This window comes from Sphingomonas sp., assembly GCF_025353885.1.
Lineage (GTDB): Bacteria > Pseudomonadota > Alphaproteobacteria > Sphingomonadales > Sphingomonadaceae > Sphingomonas_O.
The window spans coordinates 15,963-36,946 of sequence record NZ_JANXNX010000023.1 but is presented as its reverse complement, the minus strand read 5'-3'; the positions used below and the strand labels follow the sequence as shown (position 1 = coordinate 36,946).

Annotated in this window: 21 protein-coding genes; 6 read left to right on the top strand and 15 right to left on the bottom strand. The window is 64.6% G+C overall.

Annotation, left to right across the window (positions count from 1 at the left end; translation table 11 throughout):
- The 4 genes from egtD to Q0R02_RS02650 form a co-directional block, all read right to left on the bottom strand.
- The coding region (egtD, locus tag Q0R02_RS02665; RefSeq protein ID WP_293880582.1) for an L-histidine N(alpha)-methyltransferase at positions 1-946 on the bottom strand (946 nt) is incomplete at its 3' end.
- Between the two features lies 1 nt (position 947).
- Positions 948-2,231, bottom strand: coding sequence for an ergothioneine biosynthesis protein EgtB (gene egtB / locus Q0R02_RS02660; RefSeq protein WP_293880580.1), 1,284 nt, complete (start codon positions 2,229-2,231; stop codon positions 948-950).
- An 82-nt stretch (positions 2,232-2,313) separates the two neighbouring features.
- Positions 2,314-2,880, bottom strand: a complete 567-nt coding sequence (locus tag Q0R02_RS02655) for a cob(I)yrinic acid a,c-diamide adenosyltransferase (protein ID WP_293880578.1) — start codon at positions 2,878-2,880, stop codon at positions 2,314-2,316.
- Between the two features lie 6 nt (positions 2,881-2,886).
- Positions 2,887-3,120, bottom strand: coding sequence for a twin transmembrane helix small protein (locus Q0R02_RS02650; protein WP_293880576.1), 234 nt, complete (start codon positions 3,118-3,120; stop codon positions 2,887-2,889).
- Between the two features lie 174 nt (positions 3,121-3,294).
- Between Q0R02_RS02650 and Q0R02_RS02645 the strand changes: the two genes are divergently transcribed.
- On the top strand, positions 3,295-3,861 hold the full coding sequence (locus Q0R02_RS02645) for an HNH endonuclease (RefSeq protein ID WP_293880574.1): 567 nt from the start codon (positions 3,295-3,297) through the stop codon (positions 3,859-3,861).
- On the opposite strand, the gene Q0R02_RS02640 is transcribed toward Q0R02_RS02645, so the two are convergent.
- Both Q0R02_RS02640 and Q0R02_RS02635 read right to left on the bottom strand, forming a co-directional pair.
- On the bottom strand, positions 3,858-4,484 hold the full coding sequence (locus Q0R02_RS02640) for a glutathione S-transferase (RefSeq protein ID WP_293880572.1): 627 nt from the start codon (positions 4,482-4,484) through the stop codon (positions 3,858-3,860). The genes Q0R02_RS02645 and Q0R02_RS02640 overlap by 4 nt on opposite strands.
- Positions 4,485-4,507: 23 nt before the next feature.
- The gene (locus tag Q0R02_RS02635; protein WP_293880570.1) at positions 4,508-5,548 is read right to left on the bottom strand and encodes a rod shape-determining protein; all 1,041 of its coding nucleotides are present in this window, start codon (positions 5,546-5,548) and stop codon (positions 4,508-4,510) included.
- 195 nt (positions 5,549-5,743) lie between these two features.
- Here Q0R02_RS02635 and ppc point away from each other — a divergent pair, with 195 nt between their 5' ends.
- The gene (ppc, locus tag Q0R02_RS02630) at positions 5,744-8,410 is read left to right on the top strand and encodes a phosphoenolpyruvate carboxylase (RefSeq protein ID WP_293880568.1); all 2,667 of its coding nucleotides are present in this window, start codon (positions 5,744-5,746) and stop codon (positions 8,408-8,410) included.
- Positions 8,411-8,449: 39 nt separating this feature from the next.
- Positions 8,450-9,025 carry a response regulator gene (locus Q0R02_RS02625; RefSeq protein ID WP_293880566.1) on the top strand — a complete coding sequence of 192 codons (576 nt, stop codon included), beginning with the start codon at positions 8,450-8,452 and terminating at the stop codon, positions 9,023-9,025.
- On the opposite strand, the gene Q0R02_RS02620 is transcribed toward Q0R02_RS02625, so the two are convergent.
- Together Q0R02_RS02620 and Q0R02_RS02615 are read right to left on the bottom strand one after the other, a co-directional pair.
- Complete coding sequence (locus Q0R02_RS02620; protein WP_293880564.1) at positions 9,000-9,953, bottom strand: zinc transporter ZntB; 954 nt, start codon at positions 9,951-9,953, stop codon at positions 9,000-9,002. The genes Q0R02_RS02625 and Q0R02_RS02620 overlap by 26 nt on opposite strands.
- Positions 9,950-10,726 carry an NAD(P)-dependent oxidoreductase gene (locus tag Q0R02_RS02615; protein ID WP_293880562.1) on the bottom strand — a complete coding sequence of 259 codons (777 nt, stop codon included), beginning with the start codon at positions 10,724-10,726 and terminating at the stop codon, positions 9,950-9,952. The genes Q0R02_RS02620 and Q0R02_RS02615 overlap by 4 nt, the downstream gene beginning before the upstream one ends.
- A 65-nt stretch (positions 10,727-10,791) precedes the next feature.
- Between Q0R02_RS02615 and Q0R02_RS02610 the strand changes: the two genes are divergently transcribed.
- A complete protein-coding gene (locus Q0R02_RS02610) occupies positions 10,792-11,142 on the top strand; it encodes a DUF3147 family protein (protein ID WP_293880560.1) in 351 nt (116 codons plus the stop codon).
- Positions 11,143-11,212: 70 nt separating this feature from the next.
- Here the strand turns inward: Q0R02_RS02610 and lysA are convergent, their stop codons facing one another.
- From lysA to argH, 3 genes are read right to left on the bottom strand one after another with little or no spacing between them, the layout of a single operon-like run.
- Positions 11,213-12,472 carry a diaminopimelate decarboxylase gene (gene lysA, locus Q0R02_RS02605; RefSeq protein ID WP_293880558.1) on the bottom strand — a complete coding sequence of 420 codons (1,260 nt, stop codon included), beginning with the start codon at positions 12,470-12,472 and terminating at the stop codon, positions 11,213-11,215.
- Positions 12,473-12,477: 5 nt separating this feature from the next.
- Positions 12,478-12,717, bottom strand: a complete 240-nt coding sequence (locus tag Q0R02_RS02600) for a hypothetical protein (RefSeq protein WP_293880556.1) — start codon at positions 12,715-12,717, stop codon at positions 12,478-12,480.
- A complete protein-coding gene (gene argH / locus Q0R02_RS02595) occupies positions 12,714-14,090 on the bottom strand; it encodes an argininosuccinate lyase (RefSeq protein WP_293880554.1) in 1,377 nt (458 codons plus the stop codon). Before argH ends, Q0R02_RS02600 begins: the two co-directional genes overlap by 4 nt.
- A gap of 16 nt (positions 14,091-14,106) precedes the next feature.
- Between argH and Q0R02_RS02590 the strand changes: the two genes are divergently transcribed.
- Complete coding sequence (locus Q0R02_RS02590; RefSeq protein ID WP_293880552.1) at positions 14,107-14,676, top strand: TlpA disulfide reductase family protein; 570 nt, start codon at positions 14,107-14,109, stop codon at positions 14,674-14,676.
- Between the two features lie 7 nt (positions 14,677-14,683).
- On the opposite strand, the gene Q0R02_RS02585 is transcribed toward Q0R02_RS02590, so the two are convergent.
- The 4 genes from Q0R02_RS02585 to pdxH form a co-directional block, all read right to left on the bottom strand.
- Positions 14,684-15,832: an MBL fold metallo-hydrolase gene (locus tag Q0R02_RS02585; protein WP_293880550.1), complete on the bottom strand. Its 1,149-nt coding sequence runs from the start codon at positions 15,830-15,832 to the stop codon at positions 14,684-14,686.
- Positions 15,833-15,868: 36 nt separating this feature from the next.
- Complete coding sequence (locus Q0R02_RS02580; RefSeq protein ID WP_293880548.1) at positions 15,869-16,660, bottom strand: PhzF family phenazine biosynthesis protein; 792 nt, start codon at positions 16,658-16,660, stop codon at positions 15,869-15,871.
- A gap of 179 nt (positions 16,661-16,839) precedes the next feature.
- A complete protein-coding gene (locus Q0R02_RS02575; protein ID WP_293880546.1) occupies positions 16,840-17,757 on the bottom strand; it encodes a cation diffusion facilitator family transporter in 918 nt (305 codons plus the stop codon).
- Positions 17,754-18,332 (bottom strand): pyridoxamine 5'-phosphate oxidase, encoded by a 579-nt coding sequence (gene pdxH, locus Q0R02_RS02570; RefSeq protein ID WP_293880544.1) that lies wholly within the window; start codon positions 18,330-18,332, stop codon positions 17,754-17,756. Before pdxH ends, Q0R02_RS02575 begins: the two co-directional genes overlap by 4 nt.
- Positions 18,333-18,492: 160 nt before the next feature.
- Between pdxH and Q0R02_RS02565 the strand changes: the two genes are divergently transcribed.
- Positions 18,493-20,943: a circularly permuted type 2 ATP-grasp protein gene (locus tag Q0R02_RS02565; RefSeq protein WP_293880542.1), complete on the top strand. Its 2,451-nt coding sequence runs from the start codon at positions 18,493-18,495 to the stop codon at positions 20,941-20,943.
- Positions 20,944-20,984 lie beyond the last annotated feature (41 nt).

The window sequence follows — 20,984 nt, the reverse complement described above, 5'->3', positions numbered from 1 at the left end:
GCGCCTCGGCAAGGATCAGCGCGAACTGGTCATCCGCGTCGGTCCATTCGGCGACCGGCGACCACCCGCCCGAACGGAGCAGCAACCGGGCATCGCGAGGGCCGTATTTATGGCTGTTCTCAGTGTGGATCGTCTCGCCCGCCGCCATTTCGAACGACTGGCCATCGATTGTAAAGGTGATGTCGCGCAATGCTTCCAGATGCATCTCGATCCGCGCGTAGTGGTCGTTCCAGAGTGCCCGATGCCGGAACACCTCGGTTGGAATTGTACCGTCCAGCTCGCGATTGATGCGAACGAGCAAGTTGAGATTGAACCGCGCGGTCACGCCCGCGGCATCGTCGTAGGCAGCGGTCAGGATTGCTTCGCTCTTTACCCGATCCATGCCGATCAACAGCATCGCGCCGGTGCCGAGTGTCTCGCGCATTGTCCGCAACAGGTCGACGCTGGACCGCGCGATCATGTTGCCGATGGTCGAGCCCGGGAAAAAACCCAACTTCGGCGCGTCGGTGATCGCGTCTGGCAGCGTGAAAGGGTGCATGAAATCGGCTTCGACGGGAAGCACGGACAGCCCGGGATATCCCTTTGCGAGTTCAGCGGAGGACGACCGCAGAAAGTCGCCCGAAATGTCGATCGGAACATAGGCGGCGGGGGCAACCGCGCGCAGCAGATGCGGCGTCTTGACCGAGGATCCGGAACCAAATTCAACAACCGCGCGCCCGGGCCCTGCGATCCGTGCGACATCGCCGCCATGTTTTGCCAGCAGCGCGGTTTCGACGCGCGTCGGGTAGTATTCGGGCAACCCGGTAACCGCCTCGAACAATTCGGATCCCGTGCGATCATAGAACCACCGGGCGGGGATCGCACGCGGCCGGGCCGCAAAACCCGCCAGCACATCGCTGCGAAAAGCGGCATTGACCGCTATGTCGGGAGTCTCGTGAAGCAGCATCTTAAAGGTTCCTGGCCAGGCGCAACCCCGAAAATTGCCAGCGTGCCTCGGCCGGGAAAAAGTTTCGCGTGCTGGCACGGGCCGAACCTCGGGGCGTGGCACAGCTCGCACCGCGCAGGACCATCTGGTTGCTCATGAACTTGCCATTATATTCGCCGACCGCACCCTCAGCAACGACAAAACCCGGATAGGGCAGGAACGCCGATCCGGTCCATTGCCAGACGTCGCCGAACATCTGGCGCAGTCCGTCGCCCCGCGCGGCGGCACGGGGCCGCACAGGGCCTGTTACGTCGAGCTGGTTACCCGCCGTTGAATCACATGATTGTGCCGCACTCTCCCACTCGGCCTCGGTGGGCAGCCGCGCCCCGGCCCAGCGGGCAAATGCGTCGGCCTCGTAATGGCTGATGTGCGCGACCGGAGCAGCGGGATGGAGCGGATGAACACCGTCGAGGGCAAATGCACGCCAACCCGTATCGGTTTTGCGCCAGTACAGCGGGGCGGCGATCGCTTCTGCCTGGAGCCAGGCCCAACCGTTCGACAGCCATAGTTCGGGACGGGCATAACCGCCGTCCTCGATGAACGCCTGCCATTCGTGGTTGGTGATCAGCCGGTCGGCGAGCGCATGGCGATGCAACCAGACGGTGTGGCGCGGCCCCTCACAATCAAATGCAAAACCATTGTCATCGTGACCGATCTCGACCGCGCCTTGCTGGCCCGCGATCCAGCGGATTTGATCGGGGACGGGCGCAGGGATATTGCGGGGGTGATCCCACACCGCCGGGTCGGTCGGGTTTTGCGCGAACAGGTGCAGCATGTCGGTCAGCATCAGTTCCTGATGTTGCGCCTCGTGATGACAACCCAGTTCGATCAGGTCGCGCGCCGGTTGTGGCAACGTGGCAAAGACCGTGCCGACCGCCTGGTCGACGTGATGACGATAGGCGCGGATTTCGTCGAGCGTTGGTCGCGTGATCATGCCCCGACGGGCGCGCGAATGGCGTTCTCCTTCCTCCTCGTAATAGCTGTTGAACAGGAAATGATATGATGCGTCGAACGGCGCATAGGCATGGACATAATCGCGCAGGACAAAGGTTTCCAGGAACCAAGTGGTGTGCGCCATATGCCATTTGGCGGGGGATGCATCAGGCATTGACTGGATCGTCGCATCGGCATCCGACAGGGTTTCGGCCAGCGCCATCGTCCGCGCACGGGTCGTAGCGAACAGTTCGGCGAGCGGGTCCGCCGTTTCATCCTGATCGCATGATTCGCCGTGAAAGATTGTCGCCATCGCTGATGTAAGCCCCGTGACGTGCCGTTCGTGCCCGACACCGAAAGGAAAAGCGCTTTCGTTTCCCTTTAGTTCCTCTAACTCAACGCGAGGCGCCCGGCACCCACATAATATCGTCGCGGCCATCGGCATTTGCTACGCGCGCGGCGACGAACAGCCAGTCCGACAGCCGGTTCAGATACCGTAACGCCAAGGGATTTAGGGCGGCATGTGCGTTCGCCGTGATCGCCGACCGTTCGGCGCGCCGGGCGGTGGCGCGAGCAACGTGAAGGTTCGCCGCCAGCGACGATCCGCCCGGCAGGATGAAACTGCGCAACGGCAAAAGCGCAACGTTCATCGCGTCGATTTCCTGCTCAAGCCGGTCAACCTGCCGAGCAACGGTTCGCAATGTCTTTGCGCCAGGTTCGAAATTACTGCCTGGCGTCGCAAGATCGGCTCCCAGATCGAACATGTCGTTCTGAATCATCCGCAAGTGCTCCAGCATCACGCCATCGGCATGGACGGCCGCCCCGCCAATCAGGCTGTTGGTTTCATCGACATCGCCAATTGCCGCCATGCGGGCTGCGTCCTTGGCGATGCGGCTACCGTCGACCAGTCCGGTCGTGCCGTCGTCGCCAGTCCGGGTGTAGATCTTATTGAGCTTTACCAAGCTCGATCAGCCGTGGCGCGACATCAGCAGCAGCAAGGCGACCAGCAGGACGGCCACCGCCTGAAAGCCGATGCGCGCCGACATCATCTTGTTCTGCTGACGGCTAGACACGCTGGGGCCATCGGGACCCGCCCGCAAGTCAGCTTCGGTAGTTTTCAGGAACGTCACGACGCCCTTGACCAGAAAAAAGACCGTGGCCGCCATGGCCAGCGCGATGAGGACGACGAGGAAAGTTGACATGAAGCATATCTAGGCACTCCGATAGCGAAATCCAATGGCCGAGGTTAGCAGTTTCGCGCAAATCGACGGTTGACCGCGAGTCATTGCCTGTGCTGTCATGGCATCGTCATGCAAATCGCCTTAAAGGGCGGTCAAGACAGCGGCGTAACGAAGGCAGGGGGACAGGCGTTTCTCATGTATCATCCCGATCTAATCCGCCATCCTGATGGTTGCCCGGCGCTTGTCCTGAACGCCGACTACACGCCGCTCAGCTATTATCCGCTCAGCGTCTGGCCGTGGCAAACTGCGGTAAAGGCGGTGTTCCTCGACCGGGTGGACATCGTCGATCATTACCAGCGCGAGGTCCGGTCGCCCAATCATTCGATCAAACTGCCGTCGGTCATTGCGCTGAAATCATATGTGCGCCCATCGGCCTATCCGGCGTTCACGCGGTTCAATCTGTTCCTGCGCGATCGTTTTCAATGCCAGTATTGCGGCGTCTGCACAGAATTGACCTTCGACCACGTGATCCCGCGGGCCCAAGGTGGCCGCACGACCTGGGAAAATGTCGCCACCGCCTGTTCGCCCTGCAACCTGAAAAAGGGCGGACGGACGCCGAAGGAGGCCAAGATGCCTCTCCACATCGCGCCGATCCGCCCGACCAGCTGGCAGTTGCAGGATCACGGAAAAAGCTTTCCGCCCAACTATTTGCACCAGAGCTGGCGAGACTGGCTTTATTGGGACATCGAGCTGCTGGCCTAGTTCGCAAACGAGTAGGGCCCACCTCTCTGAAGGGCGCGTTGGTAAGCTGGCCGCGCCTGAAACCGGTTCACCCAGGCATCGATGTTCGCATGGTTTTTGCGCTGTCCGAATGCGCCGGCAAGCTCACCGACAAAGCTGACCTGAATGTCGGCTCCGGTCAGATCGCTGCCCAGCAGATAATCACGACCCGCCAGCGCGCTCTCGATATATCCGAGATGATTGGTGATCTCGCTGTTGATGCGGGGCTGGAGTGGGGCACCGCCTTCGCCAAGCCTGTCGGTGTAGAGTTTCAGGATCAGCGGCAGGATCGCCGATCCTTCGGCATAGTGGAGCCATTCGACGTATGACGTGTAATCCGCGCTGTCCCCGGAAGGCTGCAAGCGCCCCTCGCCATAGGTGCGAAGGATGTATTCGACGATGGCGCCCGATTCGATGATGGTCGCGCCCTTGTCGGTGATGACGGGCGACTTGCCGAGCGGATGGACCGCCTTCAACGCTGGTGGAGCGAGTCGCGTGGTCGCGTCGCGCTCATAGAATTTGATGTCGTAGGGGAGCCCGAGTTCCTCGAGCAGCCAGAGAATTCGCTGCGATCGAGATTCGTTCAGGTGGTGGACGGTGAGCATGACATTTTCCTCAAAACCGGTCGTCAGGCAGGGGTCAGTACACCCTTGTAAGCCTGGTCTTCAAGCGCAAGTCCAGCACCGCGCGCCACGCAGATCAGCGCGTCCTCCGCGACCACGACGGGCAATCCCGTCGCATCTGCAATGACCTCGTCGATATGACCCAGCAACGCGCCGCCGCCGGTCAGGACGATACCTTGGTCGACAATATCGGCGGCAAGTTCGGGGGCGGTATGTTCCAGCGCCTTGCGGACCGCCCAGATGATCTGGCTGACCGGTTCGGCAATCGCCTCGGCAATGTCGGCCTGCGTGATGGTTATCTCCGTCGGGCGTCCGGTCATCAAGTCGCGACCGCGCACGTTCATGGTCGCGCCCGGCCCCTCGGGCATCAGGGCGCTGCCGATGGCGTGCTTGACGCGTTCTGCCGTCGCTTCGCCGATCATCAGATTGTGCTTGCGGCGAATGAACGATGTGATCGCATCGTCCAGTTTGTCACCACCGACGCGCACCGAATTGCTATAGGCCAGGCCGCGCAACGACAGCACCGCGACCTCGGTCGTGCCGCCGCCGATGTCGACGACCATCGCGCCGATTGGCTCAGTAACGGGCAGCCCTGCTCCAATGGCTGCGGCCATCGGCTCCTCGATCAGGAAGACGCGGCTGGCACCTGCATTCGAAGCCGCATCGCGAATCGCGCGGCGTTCGACCTTGGTCGACCCCGATGGCACGCAGATCACGACCTCATGACGACGCGGGAAGGTCGCCGGGCCTCCCAGCGCCTTGTCGATGAAATGCTTGATCATCTCCTCGGCGATGTCGATGTCGGCAATGACGCCATCGCGCATCGGGCGGATCGCCTCGATATCGTCGGGGGTCTTGCCCATCATCAGCTTGGCGTCGTTACCGACCACCTTCACGCGCCGGACGCCGTTGCGCGTTTCAATAGCGACCACGGACGGTTCGTTCAGCACGATGCCCTTGTCGCGGACATATACGACGGTGTTCACCGTGCCGAGGTCGATGGCCATGTCGTGCGACGCAAATCTCAGGAACTTGGGGATATACATGGTTTGCGGGAAGGTCCTGAAAATTGCGAACAAGGTTAATAGTTTGTCGTGCGGCCTGTCCGGCAGCGAAGCAACCGGGGCAGGGGCACGGTGCGATGAAATGCCGCACCGATGCGTTGGAACAGACTGGACCCTAAAGCAAATGATGTTGGCCCAACGGTTGACCGGCTCCCTCCCGCAGTGCAGCATCGGATTATGGCCTCTCTTGCACCGATCACCCAAAATCCCGACATCCGCTTTTTGGGGCGCTTGCTCGGCGACGTCATCCGCAGCTTTGGTGGAGAGGCGCTGTTCAGGCGCATCGAATATATCCGGTCGGCGTCGGTCGACCGCCATCGCGGGCTGGTCGGTGCCGAGCAGGTCGACAATGGTTTGGACGCCCTGTCGCTGGACGACACGCTGAACTTCGTGCGTGGGTTTATGCTGTTCTCGATGCTCGCCAACCTCGCGGAGGATCGCCAGGGTGTCGCGATCGAGGAGGGTGCCGATGTCGCGCACGTTCTTGCGCGCCTTGCTCAGGATGGCGTCGGCGCGGACAAGGTCGCAACGATGCTCGAGAATGCGCTGGTCATGCCGGTGCTGACTGCACACCCGACCGAAGTGCGCCGCAAGTCGATGATCGACCATCGCAATCGTATCGCCGAACTGATGCTGCTGCGCGATGCCGGGTTGGTCGAAACGGTCGACGGTGACGAGGTCGAGGCCGCCATCTCCCGCCAGATTGCCTTGTTGTGGGAAACTCGTCCGCTTCGCCGCGAACGCCTGTATGTCGCCGATGAGGTCGAGAATGCGCTCGCGTGGCTACGCGAAGTTTTCGTACCGACGCTCCCGGCACTTTACGCCCGGTGGGACCGCGCGTTGGGGCAACGGGCAGCATCGTTCCTGCGCGTCGGCAGCTGGATCGGCGGTGACCGCGACGGCAATCCCAATGTCGTCGCCGCTTCGCTGGAACTCGCCATCGGACGGTCGTCGGAAACCGTGCTGACCGCCTATCTCGATGCCATCCACGCGCTCGGGGCCGAGCTTTCGATCTCGACCGAGCTTGCTACGGTCGATGCCAGCGTGATCGCGCTTGCCGAGGCCAGTGGCGACATTTCCGCCACGCGCGCCGATGAACCCTATCGCCGCGCGGTTGCGGGTATTTATGCGCGGCTGTGCGCGACGTTCGAAACCATCGTCGGCAAGCCACCCCCACGCAGATCGTCGCTTTCGGGCGCCCCCTATCCTGATCCGCAGTCGTTCCGGGTCGACCTGCGCGCGTTGGCCAAGGCGCTGGCGGGCGGTCCCCTGTCGACCGGAGGCGCGCTCGGTCGGCTGATCCGTGCGGTCGATATTTTCGGCTTTCACCTCGCTACGCTCGACCTGCGCCAGAACAGCGACGTCCACGAACGCGTCGTGGCCGAATTGCTGAAGGTCGCGGCGGCCGAACCCGATTACCTGGCGCTCGACGAAGCCGCGCGGGTCGCTCTGCTCCGGCGCGAACTCGCCAGCCCGCGCCCGCTGTCGGGGCCGCAACTGCACTATGGCGAGGAAACCACGAAGGAGGTCGCGATTTTCAAGGCCGCCGCCTCGGCAAAGGCGCGCTATGGCGACGAGGCCATCGTCCGCGCGATCATCTCGAAAGCCGACAGCGTCTCCGACCTGCTTGAAGTTTATGTCTTGCTGAAGGAGGCCGGCCTCTACACCCCGGGTGCAACACCCGCCGCGACGGTTAGCGTCGTGCCGCTGTTCGAAACCATCGCCGACCTGGAGGCGGGCCCCGCGATCATGGCCGACTTCTTTGCGATCCCCGAGATGGCGGCGCTGGCGGTCACGCGCGGGCATCAGGAAGTTATGGTCGGCTATTCGGATAGCAACAAGGACGGCGGCTATCTGACCTCGACCTGGAGCCTGTTCCAGGCCAGCCTCGCGCTCGCCCCCGTGTTCGAACGGGCTGGCACCGCGATGCAATTGTTCCACGGGCGCGGAGGCGCGGTCGGGCGCGGCGGGGGCTCGTCCTTTGCCGCAATCCGCGCCCAGCCCCCCGGCACTGTGCGCGGCCGGATCCGCATCACCGAACAGGGCGAGGTGATAGCCGCCAAATACGGTTCGCGCGAAAGTGCGGCGGTCAATTTGGAGGCGATGGCAGCAGCCACTCTGCTCGCCAGCCTCGAACCCGAAGTGCTGCCACCGGCGGATGCCAAACGTTTTGCCGATGCGATGGACCAGATTTCGACAGCATCCTTCAACGCCTATCGCGCGCTGGTGTACGAGACGCCCGATTTCCGCACCTTCTTTCACCAGATGACCCCGATTGCCGAAATCGCCACGCTGAAGATTGGTTCGCGACCCGCCAGTCGTACCAAATCCGACCGGATCGAGGACCTCCGTGCGATCCCCTGGGTGTTCAGCTGGGCACAGGCGCGCGTCATGCTGCCCGGCTGGTACGGCGTCGGCCATGCCCTCGACGGGTTTGCCGACAAGGGGTTGCTGAAGGAAATGGCGCAAGGCTGGCCGTTCCTGCAATCGGTGCTTGCCAATATGGAGATGGTGCTCGCCAAGTCGGACATGAACATCGCCGCGCGCTATGCAGCGCTGGTGCAGGACCAGGCGATGGCGACGTCGACCTTCGCTACGATCCGCGATGGCTGGGAAAAGGCGCACGACTGCCTGTTGGCGATCACCTGTCAGTCCCGCCTGCTGGAGGCAAATCCCTCTCTCGACGCCTCGATCCGGCTGCGTACGCCCTATATCGAACCGCTCAATCTGCTCCAGATTGAACTGCTGAAGCGGCATCGCGCGGGCGAACAGGACACGCGCGTTGCCGAGGGTATTCAGCTTTCGATCAACGCCATCGCAACGGCGCTCCGCAACAGTGGTTAGGTCAACGCCGCGTTAACCAGTTTGTCCTATGATTATCGCATGGACACATTTCTTGCCGCTCCCCTGGTTTCAGCGTCCGGTCGTGGAGAGATCATCGTCGTCGATGACAGCCGCACCAACCTGTCGGTCATGGGCCTGCGCCTGACGCGGATGGGCTATGCGACGGTGCTGGTTGCCGACCCGCTTGCCGCGCTCGACATGATCCAGGCACGGCGCTTCGACCTGATGATCCTCGATATGACGATGCCGTTGATGTCAGGTATTTCCGTCCTCGGCGAAATTCGTGCTTCGCCGATCACCCGTTACTTGCCGGTGTTGATGATCACCGCGCGCAGCGACCCCGGCGCGGCCATCGACGCGCTGACCGGGGGTGCCGACGATCATGTGGTGAAACCCTTTGATTTCGACATGCTGGGCGCGCGCATAGAACGGCTGCTCGACCGCGCCCGCACATTGGAAGGCCTGCGCCGCGCCAATGCCGCCCTCGACGCGCGTATCGCCCATCGCGCCGTCGAACTGAGCGAAGTCCGTGCCGAACTGGCCGAAGCCGAAGCCGCGCACCGGGCCCTCCAGCAACAGTTTCAGGCGCTCAGCGAAACCACTTGGCGCGGATGAAATAGGCCGCGACCCCGATCGCCAGTGCCGCCGACACCCCGCACACGGCCGCAAACGCCCATGGTTCGTGTGCATAGGGGATGCCATCGACGTTCATGCCCAGCAATCCGGTCAGGAAGGTCAGCGGCAGAAACACCAGCGCCACGACCGAGATGACCAGGCTGCGCGTGTCGATGAGTTCGGCGCGCAGGTCGGTCAGTTGCTCATGCATCAACGCCGATCGTTCGCGAATCTGCTCCAGCTCCTCGGCCATGCGCGCCGCCCGGTCGGCCGCCTCGCCCAGATGCGCGCGATCGTCGTCGGTCAGCCATTCGGCCTCGATCCGGGCAAGCTTTTCCAGCGCCTGCCGCTGCGGCGCGACGAACCGGCGATAGGCGATCGCCTTGGCCCGCGTCCGCGCAATGGTGCGGCGCATCGTAAAGGCGTTTTGGGCGTCGAACATCTCTTCGCAATCGTCGAGCACATCGCCAAGCTCGGCAACATCGGGATCAAGCTCGGCGGTGATGGCGGTCGCCAGCACGCACACCAGGTCGCCGGGATCGAGGATCTTGCCCGCCATGATGTCCTCGTCCAGCGTCTCGAGCGCCAGCAGGTCGCGCATCGTCAGCGAGATAATCCGGCCATGCGTCGCCCAGATGCGGACCGAGGCGAGCATGTCGGGAAAACTGGTAGCCTCAAGATCGGGGCCACGCATGTTCAGGATGGCGCCGTTCTCGACCAGGTCGGTGCGTGGGCGGGTTTCGGTAGCGACCAGCGCATTGACGACGATGTTGGGCAGCCCTTGGGCATTCAGCCAGTCGTGCGATTTTGGATCGTTGCCATCGAGGTGAACCCAGACCAGGTCGGCGGTTCCCATCGCCGCGGTGGCTTCGTCCAGCCCGACGGCCGCGGCATTGCATCCATTAACGACGTAGTTGCGTGCACTCATGAAGTCCCCATCCTGATAGCGAGGGTCAAGCCCGAACCCGGTCGCGCGGGCACGGTGCCGGTGATGCGTACGGCATCGGCGCGGGCACGGGCAAGAATGGCGGGCGGTACATCGGACGTCGCATAGACGCGGTCGGCCTCCCCCAGCAAACGCGCCTGTTTGAGCGTCAAATCATCGGGATCGCCGGTGGACAAGGCAAGGGCCACCGTGCGGTCGCCAGTCGCGTTGCCCGATTGCAGCCAGGCCCCGACATCGTGTGTGCCCGCAACCGGGTCGAGCATCCCGCCCGGTGCCAGTGCGGCATCGAGCGCGCGCCTGCGCTGCCCGCCGTCGGGCCAGCGCGCCTTTATGGCCGCGCGCGCCGCAAACAAGGCGCTGGCAAGCGGCCCGACCGACGGTGGCAGCATCACCTCGATCCGCTGGCGCAGGATCTTGGCGAGGCCCGCCGATGCGCCCCCGGTGCCGACCGCTATCAGCACCGGGTCGCGATCGACGATCGCCGGCAAGGTGAAATCACACAGCGCAGGCCGATCGACCGCGTTGACGAGGATACCGCGCGCCCTCAGGCTGGCGACGGCAGCCTCGGCTTCGGCATCGTCATCAACCGCGACGATGGCCAGTTGCGCAGAGCCTTGGGTAACCACTACGGCCCCGGCGCGCTCCAGCACGCGGCGCTTGGCATCGGCGGCCTCGCCCTCCCCGATCAGGATAACCGGACGACCGAACAGTCGAACGAATATCGGGAGGCTGTGCAGGGGCGGCGGTATCGGCATCGCGCCCCGATTGCCCAAGAAGACAAGCGGTAGCAAGTTGTCGCGCAAAATGCTTAGGCAGTGCAATGCTCTATCTTGCCATTAAAGCCCTGGTTTCGGGCGCGATCATCGCGATCATCTCAGAAATCGCCAAGCGCAGCCCGGCAGCGGGTGCGCTCGTCGCCTCGCTGCCGCTGGTTTCGATCCTCGGGATGATATGGTTGTGGCGCGATACGCATGACCCGTCGCGCATGGCCGCCCATGCCGGGGCGACGTTCTGGTATGTCATTCCATCGCTGCCCATGTTCCTGCTGATCCCATGGCTCTTGCGGCATGGCATCGGGTTTTGGCCGACGCTGTTGTCCGGATGCCTGCTGACGATTGCCCTGTATCTCGCCATGCTGTTCATCGGCCCGCGTTTCGGCTTGAGGCTCTGAACTGGGTGCGGCTCCTGCGCGGCGCCCGAAGTGGCTGACGAAGGTTGCCGGCGACATCATGACAAACCGGTCAGGCCAGCCAGTCCGGAACACGCTCAGCGCCCATGATCGTCGCTGCCGCAATCCGGTCGGCAACGATGACGTAGCGCCCGCCATCGACCAGCACTTCGGGCACCAGTGCGCGGCTGTTGTAGGTGCTGGCCATCGTGGCGCCATAGGCTCCCGCAGTCCGAAACACGGCAAGGTCGCCGGTCCGGACCGCGCCACATTCACGCGACATCGCAAAAGTATCGGCGCTTTCGCAGACCGGGCCGACGATGTTGGCGGTCATCCGTTCGGCCGTCTGCACGACCGGGTCGAAATGGTGATAAGCATCGTACAGCGCCGGTCGCGCCAAATCGTTCATTGCCGCGTCCACGATGACGAAGGGATTCATGACGCCCGGCTTCACACGGATCACGCTGGTCAGCAGGACACCCGCATTGCCGACGATGACACGGCCCGGTTCGAACATCAGCGTGACGTTCCAGCCCTTGGTCACCTGCGCCACCATCGCGCCATAGTCATCGGGAGTCGGCGGGTTTTCGCCCGGTCGATAGGGAACGCCCAGCCCCCCGCCCAGGTCGACATGGCTGACGTGCAGCCCATTGGCCCGGATCGCTTCGACCAGCGTGCCGATCCGTTCGAATGCCGCCGCCAGCGGGTCCAGGTTTTCGAGCATCGATCCGATATGCAGCGCGACGCCGCGCATGTTCAGCCCGGGCAAATCCGCCAGTCGCGCATAAATGCCGACCGCCTGGCCGATGGGGACGCCGAACTTGTTTTCGGCCTTGCCGGTCGAAATCTTGGCGTGGGTCCCGGCATCGACATCGGGATTGACCCGCAGCACGGCATCGGCAACCAGCCCCCGTGCAGCGGCGATCATCGCCAGCTCGACGCCCTCTTCTTCCGATTCGATGTTAAACTGGCCGATCTGGCGATCCAGCCCTTGCGCCAGCTCGACCCCGGTCTTGCCGACGCCTGAAAATACGATTCGCGCGGGAGCCATGCCGGCCGCCAGCGCACGTTCCAGCTCACCGCCCGACACGACATCGGCCCCCATGCCCTCGCGCGCCAGGATTCGCAGCACGGCAAGGTTCGGATTGGCCTTCACCGCGAACGCGACGTCGACCTTGCCGGCTTGTGCCACGGCCTCCTGAAAGACCCGGGCGTGGCGTTCCAGCGTGGCCCGCGAATAAACATAGACGGGGGTGCCGACATCGCGCGCAATGTCGGTCAGCGGCACGTCCTCGCAATGGAGGATGCCGTTACGATAATCGAAATGATTCATGAAATTCAGCCCGGTGGGGGGAGGTCGAATGGATCGGTCTTGCGCTTCTCCGAATGGGTCAGCAGTTCGTCGATCCGCTGCGGTCGCGCTTGGTTGGTCGGCGTCATCAATGCCTCGGGCGTCCGTACGGTCCGGGCCGCCAGCGGTTTGGGCGGAAGGCTCGTCCCGGGCTCGGGTTTCAGGCGCTGGCGTGATCCGCAGGCCGACAGCGCGACGATCAGGGCAAGTACAATGACAGCTTTCATGGACGGTCCTCTAGCAAAGCGCGGGCCGCAGCGACAGCGTCCCTGACCCGCACCGGCGCGGTGCCGCCCAGGCTGGTGCGACTGGCGACCGAGGCATCGACCGACAGCACCCCGAACACCCGTGCGTCGATCCGCGAATCGATGTCCTGCAAGACGTCGATTGGAAGGTCGGCTAGCCCGCAGGCGCGGTCCTCGGCGGCTTTCACGGCGCGTCCGGTGATATGGTGCGCCTCGCGAAAGGGCACGTCGGCCTCGCGCACCAGCCAGTCGGCGAGGTCGGTCGCAGTCGCAAAGCCGCTCTCGGCCAGCGCCCGCATCCGGTCGGCACGGAACGTCACGCTGCCGACCATTCCGGCCATCGCCGCCAGCGACAGTTCCAGCAGATCGTGCGCCTCGAACACCGGCGGCTTGTCGTCCTGCATATCCTTCGAATAGGCGAGGGGCAGGCCCTTCATCGTCACCATCAGCGCGGTCAGGCAGCCGATGATCCGCCCGCTATGCCCGCGCACCAGTTCGGCGGCGTCGGGGTTGCGCTTTTGTGGCATGATCGACGATCCGGTCGACCATTGATCGGGCAGGGTGATGAATCCGAACGGCTGGCTTGCCCAGATCACGAATTCCTCCGCCAGTCGCGACAAATGCAGCGCAGCCTGCGCCGCCGCCGTCAGATATTCGATCGCGAAATCACGGTCCGACACACTGTCGAGCGAGTTCGCCGTCGGTCCATCGAAGCCCATCGCCGCCGCCGTCGCCGCGCGGTCGATTGCAAACCCAGTCCCCGCCAGCGCGGCCGCGCCCAATGGCGAACGATTCATCCGGGCCCGCGCATCGGCAAACCGCGACCGGTCGCGCGAAAACATCTCGTAATAGGCCATGAGGTGATGACCCAAAGTCACCGGCTGCGCGCTCTGCAAATGGGTGAAGCCCGGCATCACCGTTCCGGCATGTTCCTCGGCCCGTCCCACCAGCGCCTGCTGCAAGGCCTGCAATCCCGCATCTGTTTGGTCGATCGCATCGCGCACCCACAGTCGGAAATCGGTCGCGACCTGGTCGTTCCGCGACCGCGCAGTGTGCAGCCGCCCCGCGACCGGCCCGATCAGTTCGGCCAGCCGCGCCTCGGTCGCCATGTGAATGTCTTCCAGGCCGAGGTCGTCGGGCGGACCATTGGCCGCATATTCCGCCGCGACCGCCGTCAACCCGTCCGCAATCGTTGCTGCGTCCGCCGCCGACAGGATCCCCTGCGCGCCCAGCATCGCGACATGCGCCTGCGACCCGGCGATGTCCTGACGCCACAAACGCTTGTCGAACGGCAGCGAGGCATTTATCGCACGCATGACCGCATCCGGGCCTTCGGAGAAACGCCCGCCCCACATTGCATTGGAGTCGCTCTTGCGCGCCGTAATCGCCCTTCTCCTGCTAGCCCCGCTCGCCGCGTGCGATAGGCAAACCGGCCCCGCGCCGCAAGCCAATGTGACAGATGCGGCAAAGCCGACCGAGCCCGAACCCGCCGGCACGCTCGACATCAGCCAGCGTGGCAAGGTGCCGCCGTCTGAAAAGTTCACCGGCCCCGACGGCAAGCCAACGTCGATCGCGGCTTTCGCGGGCAAGCCGGTGCTGGTCAATTTATGGGCAACTTGGTGCGGTCCCTGCGTCAAGGAACTGCCGTCGCTCGACCGTCTTGCCGTGCGTGCGGGGGACCGGTTGCAGGTGCTGGTCGTCAACCAGGACGATACCAAGCAGGCGGTCGACCCCGTCCCCGGCTGGTGGGCGGCGCACCCGCTGCCCCATCTGGCGCTGTATCGCGACGCCCCCAATGCGCTCGGCTTTGCCTTTGCCAGCGGGATGCTGCCAACCACGGTGCTGTACGACGCCAACGGCAAGGAAGTCTGGCGCATCGTCGGTGGCATGGACTGGGACGGCCCGCGCGCGAACACGCTGCTGGCCGAATTCGTGAGCTGATTTTTCGTCAGCTCACCGCGGTGAACACGAACTTCGTTCCCACATAGGACCGCACGATCTTTTGCGGCATCAGGCGCATCGCCTCGGCCATGAAGACCTCTCCGGTGCAATGCATCGGGATGATGTAGGTCGGATCGATCCGCGCGAATTCGGCGACGGTGCGGCGCGCCTCGTCTTCGGTGCGCGGGCGGACCAGGTGAAAGCCGCCGACGACCGCATGGACCTTGTTGATCCCCGAGATTGCCTGCGCGCGCCGGACCGAATTGATGACCCCGCGGTGGCTGCATGACGCGATGACGACCAGGCCAAGTCCCTTGACCGCGTAACAGGTCGCCAGCTCATGCGCGCCATCATCGGCGATCTGGGTCCGGTCGCGCTTTGCCGGATCGAGCAGCGCGCGATCGCAACCGACGCCCGGGCGCATCTGCGTTGGGATCGCCGCTCGTTCAAAGCTGGCCATGGGTATGACCCCGGTTGTAAAGGCCTGGTCGGCGATGATCTCGGGCTTTGGCCTGATCCGGACATCGTAACCCGCCCTGGCTAGCGCGCCGCGGTCCAGCGCACCCATGATCGGTGGCGGATCGCCGATCTGGGCGACGCGTTCGCAAAACGTCTCTTCGCCGCCTACCGTCAGCGGCAGGTGATGGGGGCGGCCCGGCCCCTCAAACGCCCCACCACTGGCACCACCGAACAATCCGGCAAAGCCGCCATAGTGATCGAGGTGGCCGTGGCTCAACACCGCTGCGTCGATGCTGTCGGGGGCAATTCCCAGCAGCGCCAGATTGTTGGCCAGGACTTCACGCGAATAGCCGAAGTCGATCATCACCCGCCGCCGTGCGCTGCCCCGGTTCGATTCGCTCAGGATCGACAGGCCGAATTCACCGAGCAGGGCATGCGGCAACATGCGCGGCAACGAACGCGGGCCGCCGTTGCCAGCGCGCAAGACCTTCATGCCCGGCAAGTCGAGATTTTCGAGGAACGGCCCGAATACCGCTGCATCGGTGACGACCTGCAGGCTCAGGCTGTCGACTTCGGGAACTGCCAGCAGAGGCGGTTCCGCCGCGCGCACTGTAGCAGCGTCGATCAGCCCCAGCGTGCCGGCAGCAAGCCCTGCGCCAACAATCGCGCGTCGTGTGAAATCCAGTTTGTGCCTCACCAGCAGCCTGCCTTTCAAGTTCGCTATGCGACCACCCTATACCGAAAACAGGCCTTCGATAACCGTCACGCATTTGCCGCCGAGCACCACCCGGTCCCCCGCCAGCGCGCAGTCCAGATAGCCCCCGCGCGCCGATGCCTGGAACGCGGTCATCCGGGTGCGGCCCAGCCTTTCCGCCCAATAGGGCACCACCACCGCATGCGCCGAACCCGTCACTGGATCCTCGTCGATGCCCGCCGCCGGCGCAAAGGCGCGGCTGATGATGTCGGTGTCGTCGCCGCGCGCGGTCACGATGGTCAGCACGTCGCCCGGTGCCGCCAGGGCGCGGAAATCGGGAGCGACCGCTCGGACGGCGGCAGCGTCCTCCAGGACGACAACGCTATACAGGTTTTCATGCCACAGGGTCGCGACCGCAGACTCCAGGCCGAGGGCCGCCAGGAATTGTGGCAGGGGCTTTGGCGACGGCCGCCAGGCAGGCAGATCCAGCGTATAGCCAGTCCCATCGCGCGTCACGACCAGCACTCCGGCCTTGCGCGTCCGAAAGCGTACCTGTTTCAACGCCGCATCCGCCGACAGCACATGATGCCCGGTGGCCAGCGTCGCATGGCCGCACATCACGACCTCGGTGGTCGGCGTGAACCAGCGCAGTTCATAGTCGTCGTCGCCGGTCGCCGGGATGATGAACGCGGTTTCGGCAAGATTATTCTCTGCCGCAATCGCCAGCAGCACATCGTCCGGCAACCAGCTATCCAGCGGCATCACCGCTGCTGGATTGCCGGTAAACGGCCGGTCGGCGAACGCGTCGATCTGGATGAAGGGAATTTTCAAGAAGGTCCTTTGTTGTTGGAAGTTTGGCGGAGAACATTCCGTCACCCCGGCGCAGGCCGGGGCCTATACGGCTGTCGGATCGGGCGAACATCTTTCGAAAACCCGTATAGGCCCCGGCCTCGGCCGGGGTGACGGGAATATTTGCCGGGGTGGCGAGAATATTCAATGTCCCGCTCCCCTCAATGGATCGTCCCCGTCGTCGCCTCCAGCGCCGAGATTGGCACGCGGTCGACATGCCCTTCCGGATCGGGATGGATCAGGATTTCGGTGCCCGGAAATGCCAGCATCAGTTGGTCTTCAACTTCGTCCATGACCCGGTGCGCGTCGTCCAGCGTGATCTTCGGGTCCATCCAGACGTGGAACTGGACGAAATCATGCGTCCCGCTCGTCCTCGTGCGCAGGTCGTGGATGCCGGCCAACTCGGGATGTTGCTCGGCGACCTTCATGAAGGCGGCGCGGCGTTCGGCGGGCCATTCCTTGTCCATCAGCTGGTCGACCGCCTGTGCCGACGCGCGCCACGCGCCCCACATCAGCCACAGCGCAATTGCGATCCCGAACAGCGGGTCGGCACCCCGCATCCCCCCGAACTGGTCGATCGCCAGCGCCGCGATGACCGCGATATTCAGCATGACGTCGGACTGGTAATGGACATGGTCGGCACCGATTGCGACCGACCCCGTGCGCTCGATAACATACCGTTGATAGACCAGCAGAGCCAGCGTCGCGAGGATGGCGATGATCGAAACCCCGATGCCGTATTCGGCATTGGCGGTCGTCTGCCCGGCCAGCAACTGCTGGACCGCACGCGCCAGGATCGCGACGCTCGACAGGCCGATGATGAAGACTTGGAACAAGGCTGCCAACGCCTCCGCCTTGCCATGCCCGAAACGGTGGTCGTGATCGGCGGGTTCGGCGGCAACCCGGACGCCCCACAGCGTCACCAGCGACGCCAGCAGATCGAGCGCGGTATCGGCCAGCGATCCCAGCATGGCGACCGACCCGGTCTTGCTGGCCGCATAGCTTTTCAAAAGCAGCAGGAACAGTGCAACCGTCGCGCTGGCAAGGGCTGCGCGGGTAGCGAGTATGGACCGGCTCACGGGTAAAGCAATCCTTCGGTCCAGCCATCGCCGGACCGCGTGAACAGGCGGCGTTCGTGCAGGCGATGCGCACCGTCGCGCCAGAATTCCATGCGGGCGGGCGTCACCCGGTAACCCGACCAGTGCGGCGGGCGAGTCACGTCGACGTCCTCGAACCGTCGAGTGACGTCCTGCAGGCGGGCACTGAGCGTGCCGTGGTCGGGCAGCGGTCGTGACTGCTCCGATGCCCATGCGCCAAGCTGCGACACGCGCGACCGGGTGGCGAAATAGGCATCGGCGGTGGCCCCGTCGACGACGCTCACCGGCCCTTCGATCCGGACCTGCCGCCGCAGCGATTTCCAGTGGAAAAGCAAGGCCGCCTGCGGATTGGCGGCCAGGTCGTCGGCCTTGCGACTCTGCTGGTTGGTGTAGATGACAAAGCCCGCGGCATCATGCCCCTTCAGCAGGACCATGCGGACGGCGGGCTGGCCATTGGCGTTCGCGGTGGCAAGGGCGACGGCGTTCGGGTCGTTCGGTTCGCTGGCCTCGGCCTCGGCGAACCAGTCGGAAAATAATGCGATGGGATCGGTGCTCATCGGTCCAGCCTAATATTATGCCCCCGACAAGTCGAGGCAAACTCCCGATCCCGTGTTGCAACGCAGCGGCCTTTATGGGTAGGTGAACGCCAGGGTGCACAGTGCACGACAAGGATAACCGGATCGTCTTGACACTGTGGCCAGCCCTGCACCCCTTCCGTTGAGCGAAACGATCGCCTCCGACTGGCTGCGTGGTTATTGCGCCATCGCGCCGCGCGGCGACGTCGTGCGCGATACCGTAAACCCCCGGATGTGGCAGGCCATGCTGACCGAGGTCGCGGTGGCGTCGGGTGGTGACCTGCCGCTCGCCCGCGCGCGCATCCAGCGTCAGGCGGACGAGATCGGCACCGGCTTTCGCCTGCCAGGCGAGGGTGACGACCGGAAATGGCCCCTGTCCCCGCTGCCGCTGATGATCGACGCGCAGGAGTGGCAGGGGATTGCCGATGGCGTTGTCCAGCGCGCCAATCTGATGGAACTGCTACTCGCCGACATCTATGGCCCGCAGCGGCTGACCGAGGGTGGCTTGTTGCCCGCCGCGGTGATCAACGGCAGCTCGCATTTCCTGCGGCCGATGATGGGGCTGGAGCCTCCCGGCGGCTGGCACCTGCACTTTTTCGCGGTCGACATCGGGCGCGGTCCCGACGGCGAATGGCGCGTGATCGAGGATCATACGCGGACCCCCACGGGCGCTGGCTATGCGCTCGAGAACCGGCTGGCGGTGTCGCGGGTGTTCGACCAGCTTCAGTCGCGGCTGCACATCGCGCGGCTTGCGCCCTTCTTTGCCGATGTCCGCGCGGGGATCGCCGCGTCGTGCCGCCGGTCGGACCCGCGCATCGGGCTGCTGACGCCAGGCCGCTACAACCAGAGCTATGCCGAACAGGCGCACCTGGCGCGGTATCTGGGGCTGCTGCTGGTCGAGGGCGAGGATCTGGCGGTTCATGAGAACCAGCTCTACCTCCGCACGATCGAGGGACTGAAGCGCGTCGATGCGCTGTGGCGGCGCGTCGATCCGCGCTTGCTTGACCCGCTGGCGTTCGATTCGCGGTCGCGCATCGGCGTCCCCGGCCTGATCGACGCGATGGCGGCGGGCAATGTCGTGATCGCCAACTCGCCGGGGGCAGGTGTCCTCGAATCGCCCGCCATCGCCGCGTTCCTGCCCCGGCTGTCGGTGCGACTGACGGGCGAAGACCTGCGCATCCCCAACATCGCGACCTGGTGGTGCGGGCAGGACCGCCAGCGCGACCAAGTGATCGAGCGGCTCGACAGGTTCATCATCGCGCCTGCTTTCCGGACCAACCCGCGCGGTCTGCCGCATGGCGCGCGCATCGGCGGCGAAATGTCGGCCACCGAACGCGTCGCGCTGATCGACGACATTTACCGGCGCGGGATCGATTATGTCGGGCAGGAGACCGTTCACCTGTCGACCCTGCCGACGGTCGGCGCAAACGGGCTTGAGCCGCGCCCCTTCACCATCCGCGTGTTCGCCACACGCGATGCCCACGGCGCCTGGCGGGTCATGCCCGGCGGTTTTGCGCGCATCGGGCTGGAGGACGACATCCGTGCCGCCGTGATGGGGGAGGGGGCCTTTTCCGCTGACGTCTGCATCGTCGGGACGCAGCCGGTCGCGCCGGTCACCCTCGTTGCGGCGACCGATGCGGTTGCGATCCGCCGCAATCCCGGCACCTTGCCCAGCCGCGTGGCCGACAATCTGTTCTGGCTGGGTCGCTACCTGGAACGTGCCGAGGGCGTGCTGGCCCTGGTCCGCGCCAGCATCGGCGGGTCGGTCGATGTCGATGGCGGTGCAGCGATCGCTGCCGCCACGTTGAAACGCCTCGAAGCGATGCTGGTGGGCAGCGGAGCAGCGACCAAACGCGCCGGTCGACCGAACCCGACGATCGTTGCGCTGGCCCGCGCCGCACTTAGCGACGGTGATGAAACCTACAGCGTCCGGGCGCTGCTGTCGCATGCCCGCGACATCGGCGAGGGGTCGCGGGAGCGCCTGTCCACCGACGTCTGGCATTTGCTGGAGGCACCGTTCCCGACCGCCGAGCGGACCGGCCAGCGCGCATCTGAAATGCACCAGCGCTTTGCCGCGCTCGCAGGGTTGTCGGCCGAAAACATGGGTCGCACCGCAGGCTGGCGCTTCCTCGACTGTGGCCGCCGGATCGAACGTGCCGCCACCGTCTGCCGCTTGCTGCGCGCCTTTTCCGGCCCCGATGCCAGCGCCGACGACCTGGCGATGCTGCTGGAACTGACCAACAGCCAGATCGGGTATCGCCAGCGGTATCCGACCGGCGTGTCTGCCGCCGCAGTCCGTGACCTGGTCGCGCTGGACGCGGGCAATCCCCGCAGCCTCGCGTTCCAGGTGGCGGCTATCGCCGCGCATCTCGACATCCTGCCGCGCCTCAGCGACGACGGCATGGCCGAGGATCAGCAGAGCGCCGCCGCCGCCATCGCCGCCTTCGTCGCCACCCTGTCGGCGGCATCGCTCGACCTGCACGAGATCCAGGGCTTGGAAAACCGCCTGTTCGCGTTGTCGGATGCCATCGCCAACCGCTTTTTCCTGCGCGGCGGCGCCCCCCTGCGCGCCACCGGCATGACGTTGGCATGACCCGGATACTCGCATGACTCTGACCCGCGAAATCACCGACG

Bases quoted from the DNA above. Each gene is read 5' to 3' on its own strand.
- ppc (WP_293880568.1), top strand. From the start codon at position 5,744: ATGGCCTCTCTTGCACCGATCACCCAAAATCCCGACATCCGCTTTTTG.
- Q0R02_RS02650 (WP_293880576.1), bottom strand. From the start codon at position 3,120: ATGTCAACTTTCCTCGTCGTCCTCATCGCGCTGGCCATGGCGGCCACG.
- egtB (WP_293880580.1), bottom strand. From the start codon at position 2,231: ATGGCGACAATCTTTCACGGCGAATCATGCGATCAGGATGAAACGGCG.
- argH (WP_293880554.1), bottom strand. From the start codon at position 14,090: ATGTGGGGCGGGCGTTTCTCCGAAGGCCCGGATGCGGTCATGCGTGCG.
- Q0R02_RS02600 (WP_293880556.1), bottom strand. From the start codon at position 12,717: ATGAAAGCTGTCATTGTACTTGCCCTGATCGTCGCGCTGTCGGCCTGC.
- Q0R02_RS02615 (WP_293880562.1), bottom strand. From the start codon at position 10,726: ATGCCGATACCGCCGCCCCTGCACAGCCTCCCGATATTCGTTCGACTG.
- Q0R02_RS02635 (WP_293880570.1), bottom strand. From the start codon at position 5,548: ATGTATATCCCCAAGTTCCTGAGATTTGCGTCGCACGACATGGCCATC.
- lysA (WP_293880558.1), bottom strand. From the start codon at position 12,472: ATGAATCATTTCGATTATCGTAACGGCATCCTCCATTGCGAGGACGTG.
- pdxH (WP_293880544.1), bottom strand. From the start codon at position 18,332: ATGAGCACCGATCCCATCGCATTATTTTCCGACTGGTTCGCCGAGGCC.
- Q0R02_RS02645 (WP_293880574.1), top strand. From the start codon at position 3,295: ATGTATCATCCCGATCTAATCCGCCATCCTGATGGTTGCCCGGCGCTT.
- Q0R02_RS02640 (WP_293880572.1), bottom strand. From the start codon at position 4,484: ATGCTCACCGTCCACCACCTGAACGAATCTCGATCGCAGCGAATTCTC.
- Q0R02_RS02610 (WP_293880560.1), top strand. From the start codon at position 10,792: ATGCTCTATCTTGCCATTAAAGCCCTGGTTTCGGGCGCGATCATCGCG.
- Q0R02_RS02620 (WP_293880564.1), bottom strand. From the start codon at position 9,953: ATGAGTGCACGCAACTACGTCGTTAATGGATGCAATGCCGCGGCCGTC.
- Q0R02_RS02625 (WP_293880566.1), top strand. From the start codon at position 8,450: ATGGACACATTTCTTGCCGCTCCCCTGGTTTCAGCGTCCGGTCGTGGA.